The 19,218-nt window shown below is 73.7% G+C and carries 19 protein-coding genes and 1 other RNA gene; 12 read left to right on the top strand and 8 right to left on the bottom strand.

Translation table 11 applies throughout. The features are described from left to right. Window positions 1–106: 106 nt before the first annotated feature. Window positions 107–1,183, top strand: a complete 1,077-nt coding sequence (locus OO62_RS28220) for a Zn-dependent alcohol dehydrogenase (RefSeq protein WP_033270437.1) — start codon at window positions 107–109, stop codon at window positions 1,181–1,183. 66 nt (window positions 1,184–1,249) lie between these two features. Continuing rightward, the gene (locus tag OO62_RS28215; RefSeq protein WP_033270436.1) at window positions 1,250–2,191 is read left to right on the top strand and encodes a 3-oxoacyl-ACP reductase; all 942 of its coding nucleotides are present in this window, start codon (window positions 1,250–1,252) and stop codon (window positions 2,189–2,191) included. Window positions 2,192–2,306: 115 nt separating this feature from the next. Here OO62_RS28215 and OO62_RS40045 read toward each other — a convergent pair whose 3' ends face one another. Together OO62_RS40045 and OO62_RS28210 are read right to left on the bottom strand one after the other, a co-directional pair. Continuing rightward, complete coding sequence (locus tag OO62_RS40045) at window positions 2,307–2,474, bottom strand: hypothetical protein (RefSeq protein WP_164993269.1); 168 nt, start codon at window positions 2,472–2,474, stop codon at window positions 2,307–2,309. A gap of 163 nt (window positions 2,475–2,637) precedes the next feature. After that, window positions 2,638–3,906, bottom strand: a complete 1,269-nt coding sequence (locus tag OO62_RS28210; RefSeq protein WP_033270435.1) for a hypothetical protein — start codon at window positions 3,904–3,906, stop codon at window positions 2,638–2,640. Window positions 3,907–4,174: 268 nt separating this feature from the next. Between OO62_RS28210 and OO62_RS38360 the strand changes: the two genes are divergently transcribed. The 3 genes from OO62_RS38360 to OO62_RS28200 are packed head-to-tail and all read left to right on the top strand — an operon-like array spanning window position 4,175 to window position 6,987. After that, entirely contained in the window at window positions 4,175–5,050 is an 876-nt protein-coding gene (locus tag OO62_RS38360; RefSeq protein WP_099869240.1) for a Nif3-like dinuclear metal center hexameric protein, read from the top strand. After that, complete coding sequence (locus OO62_RS28205; protein WP_180290104.1) at window positions 5,047–5,790, top strand: zinc ribbon domain-containing protein; 744 nt, start codon at window positions 5,047–5,049, stop codon at window positions 5,788–5,790. The genes OO62_RS38360 and OO62_RS28205 overlap by 4 nt, the downstream gene beginning before the upstream one ends. Window positions 5,791–5,793: 3 nt before the next feature. Beyond that, entirely contained in the window at window positions 5,794–6,987 is a 1,194-nt protein-coding gene (locus OO62_RS28200; RefSeq protein ID WP_033270433.1) for a bifunctional RNase H/acid phosphatase, read from the top strand. 49 nt (window positions 6,988–7,036) lie between these two features. On the opposite strand, the gene OO62_RS28195 is transcribed toward OO62_RS28200, so the two are convergent. Together OO62_RS28195 and yaaA are read right to left on the bottom strand one after the other, a co-directional pair. Beyond that, window positions 7,037–7,702 (bottom strand): bifunctional 4-hydroxy-2-oxoglutarate aldolase/2-dehydro-3-deoxy-phosphogluconate aldolase, encoded by a 666-nt coding sequence (locus tag OO62_RS28195; protein WP_051733676.1) that lies wholly within the window; start codon window positions 7,700–7,702, stop codon window positions 7,037–7,039. Window positions 7,703–7,768: 66 nt separating this feature from the next. Next, window positions 7,769–8,566 (bottom strand): peroxide stress protein YaaA, encoded by a 798-nt coding sequence (gene yaaA, locus OO62_RS28190; RefSeq protein WP_033270432.1) that lies wholly within the window; start codon window positions 8,564–8,566, stop codon window positions 7,769–7,771. Window positions 8,567–8,716: 150 nt separating this feature from the next. On the opposite strand from yaaA, the gene OO62_RS28185 reads away from it, so the two are divergent. Beyond that, the gene (locus OO62_RS28185) at window positions 8,717–10,240 is read left to right on the top strand and encodes an RNB domain-containing ribonuclease (RefSeq protein ID WP_033270431.1); all 1,524 of its coding nucleotides are present in this window, start codon (window positions 8,717–8,719) and stop codon (window positions 10,238–10,240) included. Here the strand turns inward: OO62_RS28185 and OO62_RS28180 are convergent. Next, window positions 10,227–10,940, bottom strand: a complete 714-nt coding sequence (locus tag OO62_RS28180; RefSeq protein ID WP_033270430.1) for a hypothetical protein — start codon at window positions 10,938–10,940, stop codon at window positions 10,227–10,229. The genes OO62_RS28185 and OO62_RS28180 overlap by 14 nt on opposite strands. Beyond that, entirely contained in the window at window positions 10,937–11,746 is an 810-nt protein-coding gene (locus OO62_RS28175) for a MerR family transcriptional regulator (protein ID WP_033270429.1), read from the bottom strand. The genes OO62_RS28180 and OO62_RS28175 overlap by 4 nt, the downstream gene beginning before the upstream one ends. Before the next feature lie 94 nt (window positions 11,747–11,840). Here OO62_RS28175 and rnpB point away from each other — a divergent pair. Next, window positions 11,841–12,241, top strand: an RNA gene (rnpB, locus tag OO62_RS37140) — RNase P RNA component class A. A gap of 82 nt (window positions 12,242–12,323) precedes the next feature. On the opposite strand, the gene OO62_RS28170 is transcribed toward rnpB, so the two are convergent. Then, window positions 12,324–12,581 (bottom strand): CD225/dispanin family protein, encoded by a 258-nt coding sequence (locus tag OO62_RS28170; RefSeq protein ID WP_033270428.1) that lies wholly within the window; start codon window positions 12,579–12,581, stop codon window positions 12,324–12,326. A gap of 146 nt (window positions 12,582–12,727) precedes the next feature. Continuing rightward, the gene (locus OO62_RS28165; RefSeq protein ID WP_157850172.1) at window positions 12,728–13,645 is read right to left on the bottom strand and encodes a TIR domain-containing protein; all 918 of its coding nucleotides are present in this window, start codon (window positions 13,643–13,645) and stop codon (window positions 12,728–12,730) included. 211 nt (window positions 13,646–13,856) lie between these two features. Between OO62_RS28165 and OO62_RS28160 the strand changes: the two genes are divergently transcribed. The 5 genes from OO62_RS28160 to OO62_RS28140 all read left to right on the top strand — a co-directional run bounded on the left by OO62_RS28160 (window position 13,857) and on the right by OO62_RS28140 (window position 19,215). Next, window positions 13,857–15,677, top strand: a complete 1,821-nt coding sequence (locus OO62_RS28160; protein WP_129322966.1) for a DUF4231 domain-containing protein — start codon at window positions 13,857–13,859, stop codon at window positions 15,675–15,677. Next, window positions 15,674–17,311 (top strand): DUF4231 domain-containing protein, encoded by a 1,638-nt coding sequence (locus tag OO62_RS37135; RefSeq protein WP_051733675.1) that lies wholly within the window; start codon window positions 15,674–15,676, stop codon window positions 17,309–17,311. Before OO62_RS28160 ends, OO62_RS37135 begins: the two co-directional genes overlap by 4 nt. A 102-nt stretch (window positions 17,312–17,413) precedes the next feature. Continuing rightward, on the top strand, window positions 17,414–17,773 hold the full coding sequence (locus tag OO62_RS36615; protein WP_051733674.1) for a hypothetical protein: 360 nt from the start codon (window positions 17,414–17,416) through the stop codon (window positions 17,771–17,773). Between the two features lie 234 nt (window positions 17,774–18,007). Next, window positions 18,008–18,490 (top strand): hypothetical protein, encoded by a 483-nt coding sequence (locus tag OO62_RS28145; RefSeq protein ID WP_033270425.1) that lies wholly within the window; start codon window positions 18,008–18,010, stop codon window positions 18,488–18,490. Next, on the top strand, window positions 18,487–19,215 hold the full coding sequence (locus OO62_RS28140; protein ID WP_033270424.1) for a hypothetical protein: 729 nt from the start codon (window positions 18,487–18,489) through the stop codon (window positions 19,213–19,215). Before OO62_RS28145 ends, OO62_RS28140 begins: the two co-directional genes overlap by 4 nt. Window positions 19,216–19,218 lie beyond the last annotated feature (3 nt).

The raw sequence follows: 19,218 nt of genomic DNA, 5'->3' as shown, positions 1-19,218 counted from the left end.
CGCCGAACACAGCTGGTCAACGAGCACAGCCGGTCATGGAGCACAGCCAGTCATCGGGCACAGCTGGCCCTCGGGCACAGCTGGTCGTCGCGAGAGGAGCCGGGACATGCGCGCAGCCGTACAGCACGAGACGGGTCAGGACAAGCTGGAGGTGCTCGACGACGTCGAGGCGGTGGGGTTCGGCCCCGGCAAGGTCAGGATCCGGATCCGGGCGACCGGACTGTGCCACTCCGACCTCTCGGCGATGAACGGGGTGCTGCCGCAGCCCGCGCCGTTCGTCCCCGGGCACGAGGGCGCCGGGGAGGTCCTCGACGTCGGCGACGGCGTCACCGGCCTCAGCAGCGGCGACCGCGTGCTGATGTGCTGGCTGCCCGCCTGCGGCGGCTGCCCGGCCTGCAAACGCGGCCAGACGCACCTGTGCCTGGCCGGATTCCTGAACGCCGGCACCCCCAACTTCAAGCGGCCCGGTGGCGACGTCTTCGGCTTCGCCGGGACCGGCACGTTCGCCGAGGAGGTCGTGGTCGCCGCCAACTGTGCCGTACCGATCCCGGACGACGTCCCCTACGAGATCGCCGCGCTGATCGGCTGCGGCGTCACCACCGGCCTCGGCGCGGCCCTCAACACCGCCCGGGTGGAGGCCGCTTCCTCGGTCGCGGTGATCGGGTGCGGCGGCGTCGGGATCTCCACCATCCAGGGCGCCAGGGCCTGCGGCGCCGCCCGGATCGTGGCCGTCGACCCGGTACCCGCCCGCCGGGAGGCCGCGCTGCGCTTCGGCGCCACCGAGGCCGTCGCGCCCGAGGAACTCGCCGACGCCAAGGCCCGGATCACCGCGGGGGAGGGCTTCGACTACGTCTTCGAGGTGGTCGGCAAGTCCGCCACCGCCCGCACCGCCTACGAGACCACCCGGCGCGGCGGCACGCTGTGCGTGGTCGGCGCGGGCGCCATGGACGACACCTTCCGGGTGAACATGTTCGAGCTGTTCTTCGACGAGAAGCGGATCCTGCCGTCCCTGTACGGCGGCGGGGACGTCCTGCGCTCCTACGAGCGCGCCATCGCCCTGTGGCGGGCCGGCCGGATCGACCTCGAAGGACTGATCACCCACCGCGTCCGGCTCGCCGAGATCAACGACGCGCTCGACCAGATGCGGTCCGGCACCGCGCTGCGCACCTGCATAGAGATCTGACCGGGGCGCAGCGGCCGTGCGGACCTGGCCGGCCGGGCGCGCAGACAGCGAGAGGACGGAACAGACATGGCACAGCCGCTGGAGGGCCTGACCGCGATCGTCACCGGCGCCGGACGCGGCCTGGGCCGCGCCGAGGCCCTGGAACTCGCCCGGCTCGGCGCCCGCGTGGTGGTCAACGACTACGGCCGGCCGGGCCGCGACGGCTCGGGGGACGCCTCGGCGGCGCCCGCCGAGGGGGTCGCCGAGGAGATCCGTGCGGCGGGCGGCGAGGCCGTCGCCCACCTCGGTGACGTGGCCGACCACGAACAGGCGCGGGCGCTCGTCCAGCTGGCGGTCACCACGTACGGCCGGCTCGACGTCCTGGTCAACAACGCCGGCATCCTGCGGGACCGGATGGTGTTCTCGATGACCGAGGACGAGTGGGACGCGGTCATCCGCGTCCACCTCAAAGGCCACTTCAACACCACCCACTTCGCCGCGGCCCACTGGCGCGAACGCGCCAAGGCGGCCGGCGGCCCGGTGCACGGCAGGATCGTCAACACCTCCTCGGAGGCGTTCCTCGCGGGCTCCGCGGGCCAGCCCAACTACGCCGCGGCCAAGGGCGGCATCGTCGGCCTGACCACGTCCACGGCACTGGCGCTGGCCAAGTACGGCGTGACCGCCAACGCGATCTGCCCGCGGGCCCGCACCCGGATGACCGAGGACGTCTTCGCCGGCTTCGCGGAACCGCAGGACGGCACGCTCGACCCGCTCGCGCCCGAGCACGTGGCGCCGCTCGTCGGCTACCTGGCCTCACCGGCCGCGGCCGGCGTCAACGGCCAGCTGCTGGTCGTCCACGGTGGCATGGTGGCCGTGGCGGAACGCCCGCGGATCGCCGCGAAGTTCGACACCGCCAAGGACGTGTTCAGCTTCGAGGAGCTGGACGCCCTGCTGACCCCGTACTACGCGCAGCGCCCGCCGAACGAGACCTTCGCGGCGGCCGAGGTGCTCGGCCTCAAGCACGACTGAGCCGTCCGGCCCGTCCCGCGACAACGGCCGTGGCCGCCGCACCGTCTCCTGACGGGCGGCGGCCACGGCCGTGTCTTCGCTGCTCCCGGCGGGTCAGCGGCCGCCGGCGACGCTCCTAGGCGCCCTGCGGCTGCTTGTCACGGCGGTGCCGGCCGTGCGCGGTGGAGTCGGACTCCTCCGCGGCAGCCGGGCCACGGTGCCTGCCGGAGCGTGCGGCCTCGGCGGCCTGGGCGGATGCCTCCTGAGGGCGCGCCTGGGTCGTGTCGGTTCGGGCTTCGGACATGAAAAGAGTCACTCCGTCAGATCGCTTACAGCTTTACGCGTCAGGACCTCGCCCGACGGCCGCCAAGGCTGACCCCGAGCGGCACTGGATCGGTGGCCGGTCAACCGGCTGCGCAGCCCCCACTCGAAAGTCTAACGGGGCCGAAAATCACGCTCCACCGGGTCTACCGGGCCGCCAGGGGTGCCTGCTGGAGGGGCACTGGCCTGCACATTCGAGGATGCGCGGGGGCGCGGCGCGGTTCCGTCGCGGCGACTTTCGGATGTGCAGATGGTGTGGAGCGGTTGTCGGTGTCCCCTGGATCCGGGACAATCCCCCCGCCGTACGGGGCGCCTGCCCGCGAGCGCCCAGCGACGGGCCGCCCGGCCACCCCCGCCGTCTTCCTGCGCGCCACCGGTGCCACCGGCTCCAGCGGTATGGCCATCCGGGCCACTCCGCACGGCTCCGCGTCCGTCGCGTACGGCAGCAGCAGTGCGCCGTCCGCCGTCCACAGGCCGGCGCCCGCGAGCCACCCGGCCGGTGCGGGCAGCTGCCGCAGTCCCCGCCCGGAGGGACGCCAGACGCCCAGCCAGGTGGCGTGCGCCGCGTCCATCCGGAACGCCACCGCACAGCTCTCCGGGGCGAGCACCTGGCCCGGCTGGACGGCGAACGGCGTCAGGGTGACGGGGGCCCCGGAGGGGAGGCCGGCGGGCCGCAGGCAGTCCGGGAAGCGCACCGGCAGGCTGCTGCCCAGGACGCCCCAGCCGAGCCGGTCGTGCCCGGGGGCGTCGGACCGGACCAGCAGCAGCCCGCTGTCCGGATCGGCGAGCAGCAGCCGGTCGTTGCTCTCCTCGGTGATCTGCAGCAGCGGACCGGTCTCGCCGCCCCGCTCCAGGTCGACCAGCACCGTCTTCGTCCGGCCGTCCAACTCCCGGTCCAGGGCGAGCAGTCGGCCGTCGCGGTCCAGCCAGGCGCCGCCCGTGCAGCGGCCCGGGACCTCGGCGATCCGCTCGGGCCCGTCCGCGCCGCCGTGCACCAGCCACAGCCCGGTGCGCTGCTCCCCGGGGGCCAGCGCGTAGCCGAGACCCCCGTCGGGGGCGGGCGGCAGCAGGGTCAGTTCGGGCACCGCCACGGTGCCCAGCAGGAGTTCGCCGGTCCCGGGGCCCGTCGGGTAGAGCAGGGAGAGGGTGAAGCGGTCGGCGACCCGGCGCAGGATCAGGACCCGGCCGTCCGTGAGGGGGAGCAGTTCGCTGTCCGGCTCCTCGGGCTGGCCGCCCGGCAGCGGCACGGCGTACGGCTCGGGTCCGCTCAGCGTCCAGCGCTCCGGGAACCGGCTCCCGGCGGCGTCGCCGTGCCGGGCGAGCCGGGCGGCGTACGAGCCGTCGGCGGCGATCGTCAGCGCCGTGCGGTGCGGGCCGCCCGGCGCCGCGGCGTCCTCTGTGGCACTCATCGTCATCGCGTGGTCACCTCCAGTTGGCACGAAGCTAGTTTTCGTACTTCCGGCCGATCAACGCGAGTTGCCGCACTTCACGCATAAGGGTGGCGAAGGTCCGGTTCGCCGGTGGCGGATGGGGTGGCTGTGGTGGAGGTTTCGACGGTGGGCCGAGTCGGGTGAACCCGAGTCGCCCCGGGGTGGCATGCGGGGCTTCCCCGGCCCCCGGCGGAGCGGCCCACCCCGCCCGGGACCCCGCTCCCTGTCACACCTGGGGGGTAACCTTCCCTCCGTGCCCGTACTGTCTGAAGTCCTCACCGCGCTGGACGCCCTCTGGCCCCCCGAGCGGGCCGAAGGGTGGGATGCCGTCGGGACGGTCTGCGGCGACCCCGATGCCGAGGTCCGCCGTGTGCTGTTCGCCGTCGACCCGGTCCAGGAGATCGTCGACGAAGCGGTGCAGCTCGGCGCCGATCTCCTCGTCACACACCACCCGCTCTATCTGCGCGGTACGACGACGGTCGCGGCCTCGACCTTCAAGGGCAAGGTCGTGCACACCCTGATCAAGCACGACATCGCCCTGCACGTCGCGCACACCAACGCCGACACCGCCGACCCCGGCGTCTCCGACGCCCTGGCGGGCGCCCTGGACCTGCGGATCCTCGGCCCGTTGGTGCCGGACCCGAGCGACCCCGAGGGCCGCCGCGGGCTCGGCCGGATCTGCGAGCTGCCGCACCCGATGACGCTCGCCGAATTCGCGTCGTACGCCGCGGCCCGGCTCCCCGCCACCGCGCAGGGCATCCGCGCGGCCGGCGACCCGGAGCGCGAGATCCGCACCGTCGCGGTCTCCGGAGGCTCCGGCGACAGTCTCTTCGACGACGTGCGGGCCGCCGGTGCGGATGCCTTCCTCACCGCCGACCTGCGCCACCACCCGGCCTCGGAGGCCACACAGCACACCGGCGGCAGCCCGTTGGCGCTGCTCGACGCCGCCCACTGGGCGACCGAATGGCCGTGGTGCGAACAGGCCGCGGCCCAGCTGGACGCGGTCTCCGACCGGCACGGCTGGGGACTGCGCACGCACGTCTCCCGTACGGTCACCGACCCCTGGACCGCCCACGCGGCGTCCACCCCCGTCTTCACCCCGACGCACACCACAGGAGCCCCACGCTGAACGCCGCGCCCGCCGACCAGATCCGCCTCCTCGACGTCCAGGCACTCGACGTCCGGCTCACCCAGCTCGAGCACCGGCGCAACAACCTCCCGGAGCTGGCCGAGCTGCAGACCCTGGAGGCCGACCTCACCCAGCAGCGCGACCTGCTCGTCGCTGCGCAGACCGAGGAGAGCGACACCTCCCGCGAGCAGACCAAGGCCGAGCAGGACGTGGACCAGGTGCGCCAGCGCGCCGCCCGCGACCAGAAGCGCCTCGACTCCGGCGCCGTCACCTCCCCCAAGGACCTGGAGAACCTCCAGCACGAGATCGCCTCGCTGGCCAAGCGCCAGGGCGATCTGGAGGACGTCGTCCTGGAGGTCATGGAGCGTCGCGAGAGCGCCCAGGAGCGGGTCGCCGAGCTGACCGCCCGGGTGGAGGCCATCCAGGCCAAGGTCAACGACGCCGTCGCCCGCCGCAACGCCGCCACCAGCGAGATCGACGCCGAGGTCGCCACGGCCACCAAGGAGCGCGAGCTGACCGTCGGCGACATCCCGGCGGACCTGCTCAAGCTCTACGACCGCATCCGCTCCAAGGAGGGCGGCGTCGGCGCGGCCCGCCTCTACCAGCGCCGCTGCGAGGGCTGCCGCCTGGAACTGAACATCACCGAGGTCAACGACGTCCGGGCGGCCGCCGCCGACGCCGTCGTACGGTGCGAGAACTGCGGCCGGATCCTGGTCCGGACGCCCGACTCGGGTCTGTAGGCCGTGCCGCGCACGCTGATCGTCGAGGCGGACGGCGGGTCCCGGGGCAACCCGGGGCCGGCCGGCTACGGCGCGGTCGTCCTCGACCCGGAGACGGGCGAGGCGCTCGCCGAGGCCGCCGAGTTCCTCGGCACCGCGACCAACAACGTCGCGGAGTACAACGGCCTGGTGGCCGGCCTGCGGGCGGCGCGCGCGCTCGATCCGGAGGCGTGCGTCCACGTGCGCATGGACTCCAAGCTGGTCGTCGAGCAGATGTCCGGGCGCTGGCAGATCAAGCACCCGGACATGAAGCCGCTGGCCGCCGCGGCCCGGGCGGTCTTCCCGCCCGAGCAGGTCACGTACGAGTGGATCCCGCGGGCGCAGAACAAGCACGCCGACCGGCTCGCCAACGAGGCGATGGACGCCGGCAAGAACGGCAAGCAGTGGGAACCGCGGGACTCCAGGGCGGCGCTCGACACGGCCGCCGCACCGGCCCGCAGTGCCGCCGCCCGGGCCGCCGACGAGGCCGCGGAGGCGGCCGAGGCGCCCGAGGTGGCCGAGGCGCCGGCCCCCGGCTGGGGGGCGCCCGACCTCGGCGTCCCGGCGACCCTCGTCCTGCTGCGGCACGGTGAGACCGCGCTGACGCCGCAGAAGCGGTTCTCCGGCAGCGGCGGCACCGACCCGGAACTCTCGCCCGCCGGACGGCGCCAGGCCGAGGCGGCCGCCGTCTCGCTCGCCGCCCGGGGCACGATCCAGGCCGTCGTCAGCTCACCGCTGCGGCGCTGCCGGGAGACCGCCGAGGCGGTCGCGGCCCGGCTCGGCCTGGAGGTCCGCCTCGAAGAGGGCCTGCGCGAAACGGACTTCGGGGCCTGGGAGGGGCTGACCTTCGCCGAGGTGCGCGAACGCTTCCCCGACGACCTCGACGCCTGGCTCGCCTCGGCCGCGGTCGCGCCCACCGGGGGCGGCGAGTCCTTCGAGGCGGTGGCCCGCCGGGTCGCCGTCGCCCGCGACAAGCTCCTCGCCCGCTACACCGGCCGGACGGTGCTGGTGGTCACCCACGTCACGCCGATCAAGACGCTGGTCCGGCTGGCGCTGGGCGCCCCGCCGGAGTCGCTGTTCCGGATGGAGCTGTCCGCGGCCTCGCTGTCGGCGGTCGCGTACTACGCGGACGGCAACGCGTCGCTGCGGCTGCTGAACGACACCTCGCACCTGCGTTGAGGGCCTTTCGGAGCGAGGCGGGCGGACCGCGGATCGAGCTGACGTCTCGTCAGCTCCCCAGCTCCGCCGCCTCCTTCGCGAGCCGGCGCACCCGGTCCCAGTCCTTGGCGGCCAGTGCGTCGGCCGGCAGCATCCATGTCCCGCCCACGCAGGCCACGTTCGGCAGTGCCAGGTACGCGGGCGCGGACGCCAGGCCGATCCCGCCGGTCGGGCAGAAACGGGCCTGCGGCAGCGGTGCCGCCAGCGACTTCAGATAGGCCGCGCCGCCCGCCGCCTCGGCTGGGAAGAACTTCAGCTCGGTGACGCCCTCGTCCAGCAGCGTCACCACCTCCGAGGCCGTCGAGACGCCCGGCAGGAACGGCAGGCCGCACACCCGCATCGCGCGCAGCAGCCGCGGCGACCAACCGGGGCTCACCAGGAACCGCGCGCCGGCCGCACCGGCCGCGTCGACGTGCTCCGGGGTGAGCACGGTGCCCGCCCCGACCACCGCCTCCGGGACCTCCTCGGCGATCGCCCGGATCGCGTTCAGTGCGGCGGGCGTCCGCAGCGTCACCTCGATCGCCGGCAGCCCGCCGGCGACCAGCGCCCGGGCGAGCGGTACGGCGTCGGCCGCGTCGTCCAGGACGACGACCGGGAGGACGGGGGCGAGGCCGAGGACCGAGAGCTCGGCGGAGGCGGGCGCGGGGGAGGCGGCGGCGCTAGTCACGCCGCCCATAGTGCGCCCTCGCCCCACTCTCCGCAACGACCGTTGCGCATGTTGCAACGTCCCCGTGAGCTCCCTCTACAGCTCGGTCACGATCACATCGAGCGCCCACGGCTTGCCGCCCTTCGCCGGAGCCTGCGCCTCCACCGCGTACCCCAGCTCACGCAGCGCCTCCACCAGCGCCGCCGGGCCCGCCGGCGTCAGGCCGGCCGACAGCAGGTCCCGCACCAGCCGCCCCTTGGTCGCCTTGTTGAAGTGGCTGACCACCGACCGCTTCTCCACCCCGTCCACGATCTTCGACTGCAGCACCCGCACCGTCGCGGTCCGCCCCGCGACCTCGCCCTTCGGCTTCCACGCCGTGGCGTACGCCGCCGAGCGCAGGTCCAGCACCAGCCCGTCGCCGGCCACCTCCGGCAGCACCTCCGCCATCGGCGCCCGCCAGTACGCGCCCAGCGCGCCGAGCCCGGGCAGCTTCACGCCCATCGAGCAGCGGTACGAGGGGATCCGGTCGCCGATCCGTACGGCGCCCCACAGGCCCGAGAAGACCAGCAGCGACCGCTCGGCGAGCCTGCGGGCCCGCGGGTCCAGGGAGGCCAGGCCGAGCGCGTCGTAGAGCACCCCGGTGTAGATCTCACCGGCCGGCCGGGCCGCGGCGGTCCGCAGCCCCGCGTTCTTGGCGATCTCGCCCCGGAGGCCGTCGCTGAGCCCGAGCACCTCCTGGGCCTTGGTCTCGTCCGCCGCGCACAGCTCGACCAGCTCCTCCAGCACCGCCCGGCGCGCCGCGGTCAGCGCCGGCAGCGACAGCCCGCCGAGCTCCAGCGGCGCCCCGGCACCTTCCGCGGCCTTCCCTTCGGACGGCGGCAACAGCACGAGCACGGTGTTCTCCTTCACGGCGGTACGGGCGGGGATGCGGCCCCGGAAAAGCGTATGACCTCGGCCGGGCACCCCTGGCCCCCACCCGGGCCCCGGACTGCGCAACCCCCACCCACCGAGCCCCGGGCGCCAACCCGCCATACGCTCGGTTTCATGCCCCGTCTCCATATGCATGTGACCGACGCAGCCGATGCCCCGCTGCGTGCCGCGCTGCATGAGCTGCGCGGCACGCTGGAGATCCCGCACCACTTCCCGCCCACGGCGCAGGCCGAGGCGGAGAGCGCCGCGCGCGCCCCGCGGATCCCGGCCGCCGACGGTGCGGTGGCGACCGAGCACACCCTGGAGGACGCCACCGACCTCCCGCTCTTCACCCTCGACCCGCCCGGGTCCCTGGACCTCGACCAGGCGCTTTTCCTCTCGCGGCGCCCCGGTGGCGGCTACCGCGTCCACTACGCCATCGCCGACGTCGCCTCCTTCGTGACGCCCGGCGGCGCGCTGGACGCCGAGGCGCACCACCGCGTGACGACGCTCTACTTCCCCGACGAGCGGGTCCCGCTGTACCCGTCCGTGCTGAGCGAGGGCGCCGCGAGCCTGCTGCCCGACCGGGACCGCCCGGCCGTCCTGTGGCAGCTCGACCTCGACGCGGAGGGCGCCCTGACCAGCACCTCCGTGCGCCGCGCCCTGGTCCGCTCACGCGCCGCACTCGACTACGCGGGCGTGCAGCGGGTCCTCGACGACGAGACGGCCGAGGAGCCGCTGGCCCTGCTCCGCGAGATCGGGCTGCTGCGCGAGGGGCAGGAGGTCGCCCGGGGCGCGATCTCGCTCCAGGTCCCCGAGCAGGAGATCGTCGAGCACGACGGCCGCTACACCCTCGCCTACCGCGCCCCGCTCCCGGCCTACGGCTGGAACGCGCAGATCTCCCTGCTCACCGGCATGGCCGCGGCCCAGCTGATGCTGGCCTCCGGCACCGGCATCCTCCGTACGCTGCCCTCCCCCAAGCTGTCGACGTCGTCGGAGCCGGAGGGCTCCCCGTCCCGGCGCGGCTCGGTCGCCCGGCTGCGGCTGACCGCCCGCGCCCTCGGCATCGACTGGCCGCACCACACCTCGTACTCCGCGCTGATCCGCACCCTCGACCCGCGGCGCGCCGACCACGCGGCGTTCCTGCAGGACTGCACCGCCCTGCTGCGCGGCGCCGGCTACACCGTCTTCGACGGCAGCGCGCCCCCGCCCGCCGACGCGCTGCACGCCGCCGTTGCGGCCCCGTACGCGCACGCCACCGCGCCGCTGCGGCGGCTCGTGGACCGCTACACCTCCGAGCTGTGTCTGGCCGCCTCGGCCGGCGCGGAGCCGCCCGCCTGGGTCCGCAGCGCACTGCCGGCCCTGCCCCGCGAGATGGAGACCGGCACCCAGCGCGCCAACCAGGTCGAGCGGGCCTGCGTCGACCTGGTCGAGGCGGCACTGCTGCGCGACCGGGTCGGTGAGACCTTCGAGGCCCTGGTCGTCGACATCCAGGACAAGGACCCCACCCACGGCACCGTCCACCTCTACGACCCGGCCGTCATCGGCCCGGTCGAGACCGCCCCGGAGGGCCCCGCGCTGCCCCTGGGCCACCACATCCAGGTCCGCCTCGCCGAGGCCGAGCCGGGCCGCGCCCCGGTCCGCTTCACCCCGGCCTGACCGCGCCCCGCCCGGGCTCCTCCGGCACGTCGTCGCCCGGCGCCGTCCGCTCCCGCTCCCGCATCCGGGCCCGTACGGCGGCCACCGCGCCCCGCGCGTCATCGGCATGGAAGCGCACCGTGCGCACCCGCTCGCACCGTCCCAGCAGCCGCACCACCTCGACCGGTCCGGCCAGTTCGACGGTCACCGACGTCTGCCCGCCGACCGCCAGCTCGGCCACCCCGCCCCCGCCCGGCTCCCCGTCCGCATCCGCCGGCACCCCCCGCCCCTTCGCCGGCTTCTTCGCCGGCTCCTTGGTGAACCGCAGGTCGTAGCGGACGGAGACGATCCGCTCCACCGGAATCCGCACCTCCGTCCGGGCCCCCTCCCGCAGCCGCAGCACCTCCGCGCCCAGCACATGCGGCCGGGTGACCGCCGCCGCCTGGAAGCCCAGCAGCATCAGCACCGTGTACACGTCGACGACGAGCAGCACCGCCCGCGCCACCGGAACCCCGCCGAGCAGCACATGCACCCCGGCCGTCTCCACCGCGCACACGAACGTCAGCCCGTACACCAGCGCCGCCTGCGCCGCCGCGTACGGCAGCGCCCGCTCGCCCGGCGCCGTCCCGTCGCGCCGCCGCGTCACCCACCGCGCCAGGCTCGCCATCCACCGGCCCTCGTGCGCGGCCAGCCGGCGCAGCGTCCCGCCCGCACGGCTCACCGGGCACGCTCCGCGACCAGCTCGATCGCCCGGCGCAGCGCCTCGGCCTGCGCCGGCGTGAAGTGCGCGTAGTACGCCGCCATGAATCCCCCGTCCGTCTCCCGGCCGGCGTCGGCCGCCCGTGCCCAGTGCTCCCCGCCGAGTTCGGCGACGACCGTGTCCGGAATGCAGTCGGCGAGCGCCTGCGCGGCCGGTGCCACCCCTGGGTCGTCCGGCGCGGCCTCCGCCAGCGCGTCCAGCAGCCCGTACACCTCGTACGCCCGCTCCATCGCCCCCGGGGCCGAGGCGAGGTTCCCGAGCAGCTCCGTCATCCGCCCACCCGCCTTGTCGTCCGTCGACTCCAGCAGCGCCAGCATCTCCCGTTCCTTCGCCGCCATGGCGGGCTCCGGGCCGGGCCGCGCCGCCGACGTACGGGCCATCTCCCGGAACACCGCCGCGAGTTCGTCCGACACCGGCCCCTCGGCGGGCAGTCCGCCGTGCTCCTCCGCCTGGCGTCGCAGCGCGGCCAGCCGGGCCCGGCGCGCCCGGATCGCGTCCTCCTGGCGGGCCAGGTCCGCGTCCAGCTCGGCCAGCACCTCGTGCAGTTCACGCCCGGAGTCGTCGGCGAGCACGTCCCGCACCTCCTCCAGCCCGAGCCCCAGCTCCGTCAGCCGGCGCAGCCGTGCCAGCGCGACCGCGTCCCGCAGCCCGTACTCCCGGTATCCGTTGGCACGGCGTTCCGGCTCGGGCAGCAGTCCGACGTGGTGGTAGTGGCGTACGGCGCGGGTGGTGACGCCGACCAGGCCCGCGAGCTCACCGATTCTCATGCGGCCAGTAGAAACGTTGCCGCTGCGGCAAGGTCAAGGGCCGCTCCGCGACACGGCGTCGGTCGGGCGCCGGGTACCATGGGGCCACGGCGGACGAGCCGGCCGGACGGCCGCGTGGGGATCTTGACGATCTCCCCGAGGAACGTCCGGGCTCCACAGGGCAAGGTGGTGGGTAACACCCACCCGGGGCGACCCGCGGGACAGTGCCACAGAAAGCAGACCGCCGGAGGCTTCGGCCTCCGGTAAGGGTGAAACGGTGGTGTAAGAGACCACCAGCCTCCGAGGTGACTCGGAGGGCTCGGTAAACCCCACCTGGAGCAAGGTCAAGAGGGGGCATCTTGATGCCCCTGCGCGGACGATCGAGGGCTGCCCGCCCGAGTTCGCGGGTAGACCGCACGAGGCTGCCGGCAACGGCAGCCCTAGATGGATGGCCGTCTCCCCCCGGCCCGCAAGGGCCAGGGGTGACAGAACCCGGCGTACAGGCCGACTCGTCCGCCGTCCTGGAACCCTGAGCAGGGCGAACACCCGGCTCAGGGCCGTCGGGCGCGGAGCGCGCCGGCGAGCGGTCAGGGTGCCGTCACGAGCCTGCCGCGATCACGAGAATCCAGAACAGCAGGCCGGCGCCGATGCCGATCAGATTGACGATGAGTGCGGACTTCGACGCCTGTTTTGCGCCCGCCACGTCTCCGTAGCGCCAGCGCGTGGTGACCTGCGACGAGTAGTACATCGCGATCGCCCCGAAGAGGAACCAGAACAGCAGAAAGACCACGATCGACAGGGGCCAGCGGGTGGGAGGTTTGGCCTCGGTGGTGGTCGCCTCTCCCCCCACGTGCATCGACGGGGGAGGCGTCTGGCGGACAGGGGGCACGTTCGGCGGGGGGTAGTTTCCTTTGCCGGAAGGGCCGGTGGAGCCGCTTCCGGCACCGGGTGAGGGTCCTGGTGCGGTCATGGCGGTTGTCCCATCGTTCTCGGACGTCGTGCTCAGAAATTCGGATCGTCGACGACCTTGCCGTGGTCGGATGCCTGTCGGGTCCAGCAGCCGTTCCAGAACCACCGCAGCTGGTGGCGTCCGGACGGGTCCGGGTACCAGCCGGGCGGCGGCGTCCGGTGCGTCGGCGTCACCAGCCCCTGATCGGGGTCCGTGGGCGTGGCGGGGCCGGATGCGGGACCCGCTTCGGCCGGGCGCTCGTCCCCGGGCGGTGCCGGTTCCGAGGATTCCCCCCGTACGTCCTTCAGCAAGGGGTCGAGCAGTTGCCAGGTGGCATGGCAGAGATCGCGGCGCTGTTGCAGTTCCCGTAGCAGCGTCACCACGGCTTGGCGCTCTCTTTCGAGGTCCAGACGGAGACGCAGCTCGGTGATCAGATGGATCTGCTCCTCCAGTGAGAGGGCCGGTGCCCGCACCCGGTCTCTCAGATCGCCCAGGTAACTGGAGGGCACATCCGGGCGTTTGGGTATCGGATCGGGCAGCGGCGGGGCAGGGGGAAGGCCGGCGACGGCGCTCGCGAGCATGGCACCGGCCAGGGGGCCGCCTCGGGTGAAGTCGACGAACTGCCGCGCGCTGAGCTCCCTCGGCAGGATGTCGGGCGTGACGGGTTCGACCATGACGGGCAGCGGTGGCTTGCCGAGTTCGTCCGCGTACTCGCGTTCCCGCTCGGCGGGCACCGAGTCGAAGAGCTGGGGGGAAAGCACGACGATGATGCCGTCGCACGCCTCGATCTCCGCGAGGATCCGGTCCCACCACGGCTTTCCGCCCTCGGATTCGAGTTCGCGGTCCACCCAGGGGACGTGGTGCAGTGCTCGGAGCACCTCCACCAGTCTCTGTACGGCTTCGCTGTCGGGCCGTGCGTACGAGACGAAAAGGCGACGTCCACTCGCAGCCTCTGGCGTTGTCGCTGTCATGGGCATCCCCATCAAGCCGTGCGCCCAACGCTCCTTTGATCTCAGGTTAGCCCCGCGCATACGGACCGGCACGGGGGCGGTAGGGCAGCGCATCGCGGTCACCCGGTCACCTTCGGGTACGGCGGAAGGCGCTGATGCGGAAGGCGGAGCGGTCGGAGATCCTGGGAGGGACGCCAAGCGTCGGACTCCGGAAGTTCTCTGAGGTGACCCAATGACCTTCGGCTCCGACGACGAGAGGGCTCCGAGAGGTCGGCCCGACGGCGACGTCCGAGCCGTCATCGCCGCCGACCACCCCGGTGACCCCGCGGACGTGTTGTCCCCTCTCGGCCTGCCCCCGCCGTCCGGCAAGCTCCCGGTCCTCCTGGTGAGCGGCGGGGCGGACGAACCCCGTCCACGGGTGACGGGAAAGCCGGCAGCGGCTCTGGGCGGAGCCGTCTTACAGGCCGTGGAAGTGAGCGGCGCAGCTCTGGTCGACGACGCCGTCGGCTCCGTGACCCCTGCGGCCCTGGCCGCCGCCCGGGCCCGGGGATCGAGGCCGCCACCGGTCGTACTCGGGGTGATGCCGGGGCGTCGGGCAGGACGGCCGGGAGGCTCCGGAGGCGACGGTGCGGAGCCCGAGCCGGACCGTTCACCTGCCCCTGAGCCGGACCGTTCACATGTCATCGTGCTCGACGGGGCGGACAGCGCAGAAGCGGCCGCATGGAAGCCGAGGGCGGCCACCGCGCTGGCCGCGGGAGCGCCGGTGGTGATGGTGCTGGCGGGCGGCGGTGCGGTCGCCCGGGCGGAACTGCTGGCGGCGGTGCGCCGTGGGATACCGGTCTTCGTCCTCGGCTGGTCCGGTGGGCTGGCCAGGCAGCTCGCCGAGCGCCGGCAGCGGGTCCGCCGGACGGGCCGGCACCGTCGTCTGCCGCACCGGCCTCATCGCCCGGTCCCGCGCAAGGCAACGGACTGGGAAGCGGAGGCGGAGACGGAGGAAATCGTCCGGCACGGCGACCTGCGCGTCCTCGCCGAGCACGACTCCGGTGCCCTCGCCCGGCGCCTGGCCTGGGAACTGCAGGACGAGCCGCTGCTCAAGGCGGCCTGGCAGACGTTCGCCACGTACGACTGCCTCGCCTCCCGCCTGCGCCGGGCCTTCCAGCGCATGCAGGCGCTGATTCTCGCCCTCGGGGTCTTCGCCACGCTCATCGCGCTGATCGACGCGGAGATCGGCGGCCGGAGGCTGCACTGGGTCGTGGTTGCGACACCGGCGGCCGTCTCGGTCCTCATCGCCTGGTCCAGCCGGCACGCCCGCGGACCGCGATGGATCGCCCTCCGCGCCGCGGCGGAGGAGGTGAAGGCCGAGATATACCTCCACCGGACGCTGGCGGACGCCGACGACGTGCGGCACGACAGCGGACGCCCGTCCGGCGACCGGTGCCAACTGCTCAGAAGACTCACCGATATCGAGGGCCGGCTCGTCCGGACCAACGCGGCCACCGCTCCCCTCACGCCGTACGACGGTCCGCTGCCGCTTCCGGTGCGCGGCAGCGGGGACACCGACGACGGCCTGAGCCCGCTGACCGCCGCACGCTATGTCGAGATCCGGCTGGAGGGTCAAGTGGCCTACTACCACGCCCGCGTCCGGCATCTGCACCGTGTGCGGAGTCTCCTGGAAGCGCTGGCGATCTCTGCCGGCGCGGCGGGAACGCTTCTCGCGTCCGTCGGGGTGGACCCCTGGATCGGGTTCACCACCGGCCTGTCGACCGCTGCCCTGGCCGCCCTGGGCTACCTCCAGGCCGACAACATCATCATGGCGTACAACCGGGCAGCCGGCGATCTTGAAGTGCTGCAGCAGGGCTGGGAGATGCGCGGCCCCGAGGAACAGGGCAAGCGCCCGCTCCTCACTCTGGTCATGAAGACGGAAGCGGTCCTGCACGGGGAACGCGCCCGATGGGTGCACCAGATGAGCGAGGTCCTGCAGGCGCTCAGGGAAAGGCAGGAGCTGGAGGTCAAGAAGCCGGTACCCCACGGCGGTTCGAAGGGCAGGTCATGAACCCGAAGTCGTCGGCCACCGCACGGCTCACCGCCGGTGAGGGGCGCCTGCCCTTCATCCTCCGCGTGGGCGTGACCGGCCATCGCCGGCTCGATCACCCCGACGACCTCCGGCCGGCGATCCACGAGGCGGTCCGCGGGCTCGGCGCACGCCTGCTCGGCGCCAAGGCGCCGCTGCCGCCCGTACTCGTCCTCTCCGCGCTGGCGGAGGGCGCCGACCGCCTGGCGGCCCGCGAACTGCTGACCGGGCCCGGAGCCATGCTCGAAGCGGTGCTGCCGCTGCCCCCGGAGGACTACCTGAACGATTTCGGCAGCGCGGAGTCCAGGGCCGACTTCTTCGCCCTGCTCGGCCGGTCAGCGGCCACCTGGCAGGCACCTCCGAGCACGACGAGGGAGGAGGCGTACGAGAGAGCCGGCCGTCGGATCGTGGACCGGTCCGACGTGGTGGTCGCCCTCTGGGACGGCCGGCCCGCCCGGGGGCGGGGCGGCACCGCGACCGTCGTGAGCTATGCCGAGGACCGCGGGGTGCCACTGGCGTGGATCCGGACGACGGGTGATCCGGGACCGGAGTACCGGCTGGACGACGTCCGGGCCCGCGGCATGAGAGCGGCCGCGTACGAGTTCCGCCAGTACAACGCCATGAGAGTGGGGGACTTCCCGCGGCGCGTGAGCACGGAGCGGGACCGCCTCAGGCCGGAGCCCGGTGGCCGGTCGACGGCTTTCGCGCAGGCCCACGAGGTCGTGGCGGACTGGATCGTCCCCTACTTCGTCCGGGCGGACACCCTGGCGTCCCGCCTGCACCGGCAGTTCCGCCTGATGAGTGCGGCGATCTTCCTCATGGCGGCGGCGGCCGTCGTCGCCGTCGCCACCCAGGTCACCTTCCTGCCCAGGCATGACTGGATCACCGCGGTGGAGGTCGTCCTGCTCGCCCTCCTGCTCGTACTGCCGGTCCTGAACCACCGACGCCGGGTGCTCGACCGCTGGATCTCCTACCGGTTCCTGGCCGAGCGATTGCGGTCCGAGTACTTCTTCGCCCTCTGCGGAACGCGGAGCCACCGGGTGCGCCCCGGCAGCGGCAGCCAGTTCTTCGACCCGTCGGAGGCATGGGTCAGACGTGCCGTGATGGAGGTGGTCGCCGTCCGCCCGACCGTGCGGACGGCGCCGTCGGACGTCCACCTGCTCAAGCAGTACCTGTGCCGGCACTGGATCCGCTCCCAGATCGACTACCACCGAAGGGCCGCTCGGCGGCAGGGGGCTTGGGAGACACGGCTCTATCTCGTCACCAGCATCATCTTCGGCATCACCTTGATCGCCGCCGTCCTGCACATGCTGGGCACCGGTCAGGACGCGGACCGCGACTCCACCTGGGGCCTTCTCCTCATCGTGCTGTCGATCGGCATGCCGACTCTCGGCGCCGCCGTCCACGGGATCCGGACCCAGGCGCAGTTCCGGCAACACTGCCAGCGCTACCGGCGGATGGCCCAGCTGCTGGCGGACCTCGAAACGACGTTGCAGGAGGCCCGCACCCTGGAGCGGATCCGCGAAGTCGCGATCGAGACCGAACGCGTCATGAGGGAGGAGACCAGTGCCTGGTTCGGCGTCATGCGCTTCCACGACATCGAACTGATCTCCTGAGGCCCGGCATGCCCCGGGGGCGTCCGTGCGGGGCGTGTCCGGGAGTGGGGGATGTCGTTCTCATCGTAAAAGCTCATGTCCGCACCTTCTTAAGGAGTCTTGATGCGACGAGTCCTCACGGCGGCCGCTACCGCCGCAGCCGCCCTGATGGGGTCGGTCGGTGCCGCCCAGGCCGTGGAACTGCCGAAGGCGCCTGACGTGGGCGGGCTGTCGGCCGTCGACACGGGTGGCGCGGGGGAGGCGGCGGGTGGTGCCGCGGAGACGGCCGGCCGGGCGACGGGTGCGGTGGCGGAGACGGCTGGTGGTGCGGTGGGCGCTGCGGCGCCCGTTACGGGGGAGACCACGGGTGCGGCGGCGCCCGCCGTCGGCCAGGGTGCGGGCTCGGCCGCGGAGATGCTGGGGGAGACGGCGAAGATGGGTACCGAAGGCGCGCTTCCGGTGCCGGGGGCGGGCCTGTCGTAGTCGTCGCGCCTTCTCGGCCTCGCGTCGCCCCTGGTCGCAGGGGCGGGGCGGGGCCTTTTTGCGGGCTGGGGGGTGGGGTGGGGCGGCGCACCGTGCGTCTCTCGCAGTGCTGGTGGGAAAACCGGCCCGAAACCCCCCATTGGTATGGGTGTGATGCACCCTCAACATGGGTAACACGCCTTTCCCGTAAGGGTGTTGCGGCATTATGCCCGTGACCATGAGGGGGAGGCCCGGATGTCCGACCTGGCGACCGTATCCGCCGAGATCGCTCCCTATCTCGCGCTGGCCGCGAACAGCCTGGGCACGTCCGTCATCACCGCTGCCCAGCAGCGGATCGCCGAGCGCACCGTGACCGCCGGCGAGGGTTTCTTCCGGCGGCTGCTGCGCCGCGGGGACGACGCCGGCGGGGGGCTCGACGGCGGTGCCGATCAGCCGCTCCTCGACGCCGACCGCGCCGATGCCCTCGACGCGCTGCTCGCGTCCCTCACCGGCCAGGAGCGGCAGGTGCTGTCCGCCGCGGTGACGTCCTGGCTGCGGGCGCCGGCGGCAAGGCGGGACGCGCCGCACCTCCTGGACCAGGTCACCCGGCTCGCCTCGTTCGCGGGCGGGTCCACCGTCTACAACACGCCGACCGCGACCGGGCAGGGCTCCATCGCGGCCGTCGAGATCCACGGCGACATCCACATGGGCGGGTCGGACGGGCGGGGCGGGGCGTGAGTCGCGCCGGCGGGGGCGGCGACGTCTACAACAGCCCGACGGCGCACGGCGATCACTCCATCGCGGCCAACGACATCCGGAACGTGATCATCCGTTGGGTGATGCACCCCAGCGCGCGCTGGCTGCCCCTGCTGCTGGCCTGCGCCGCCGTGGTGGCCGCCGGGGCGCGGTGGCCGGACGGACCGGCCCGGCAGTACGTCCTGTGGGGCGTCCTCACCGGCCTCTCGCTGCTCGCGGCCGCCGCCCGGGTCCTCGACCGACGACCCCGTGACGCCCTGGTGATCGGCGTGCTGTCGCTGGTCTCCGTGCTGGCGACGGTCGGCGGCTGGCTGACGTTCCAGCAGGTCGTGGCGCACGGCGAGATCGATGTGACCGGGCAGGTACGCACCGAGGGCCGGCAGCCGCTGGACGAGGAGGCCCACCGCACGCTCACCCTCCGTCTCGACGCGCCCGCCCTCGCGGAGCCGCGCGACGCCCTGCGGCTGACGCTGGCCATCGCCGACCACGACCCGGCCGGCCCGACCTGCCTGCCGGACACCCGCGCCACCCTCTCGCTGCTCACCTCGGGCGCCGCCGCCCAGCCGACGGACGTCCGTCCCGGCGGCACCGCCGACTTCTCGCTCGGGGCGCGGGCCGGGGCCGTACGCATCGGGGTGCGGCTGCACACCGCCCGGGGCTGCCGGATGGACGTACGGGCGACGGGCGCGGTGCTGCACGACAAGTAACCG

Origin of the sequence: Streptomyces lydicus, from assembly GCF_000717345.1 — a bacterium.
In the GTDB taxonomy this organism is placed as follows: Bacteria; Actinomycetota; Actinomycetes; order Streptomycetales; family Streptomycetaceae; genus Streptomyces; species Streptomyces lydicus.
Note: the sequence above shows the minus strand (reverse complement) of the source record. Positions and strands in the feature narration are given on the sequence as shown.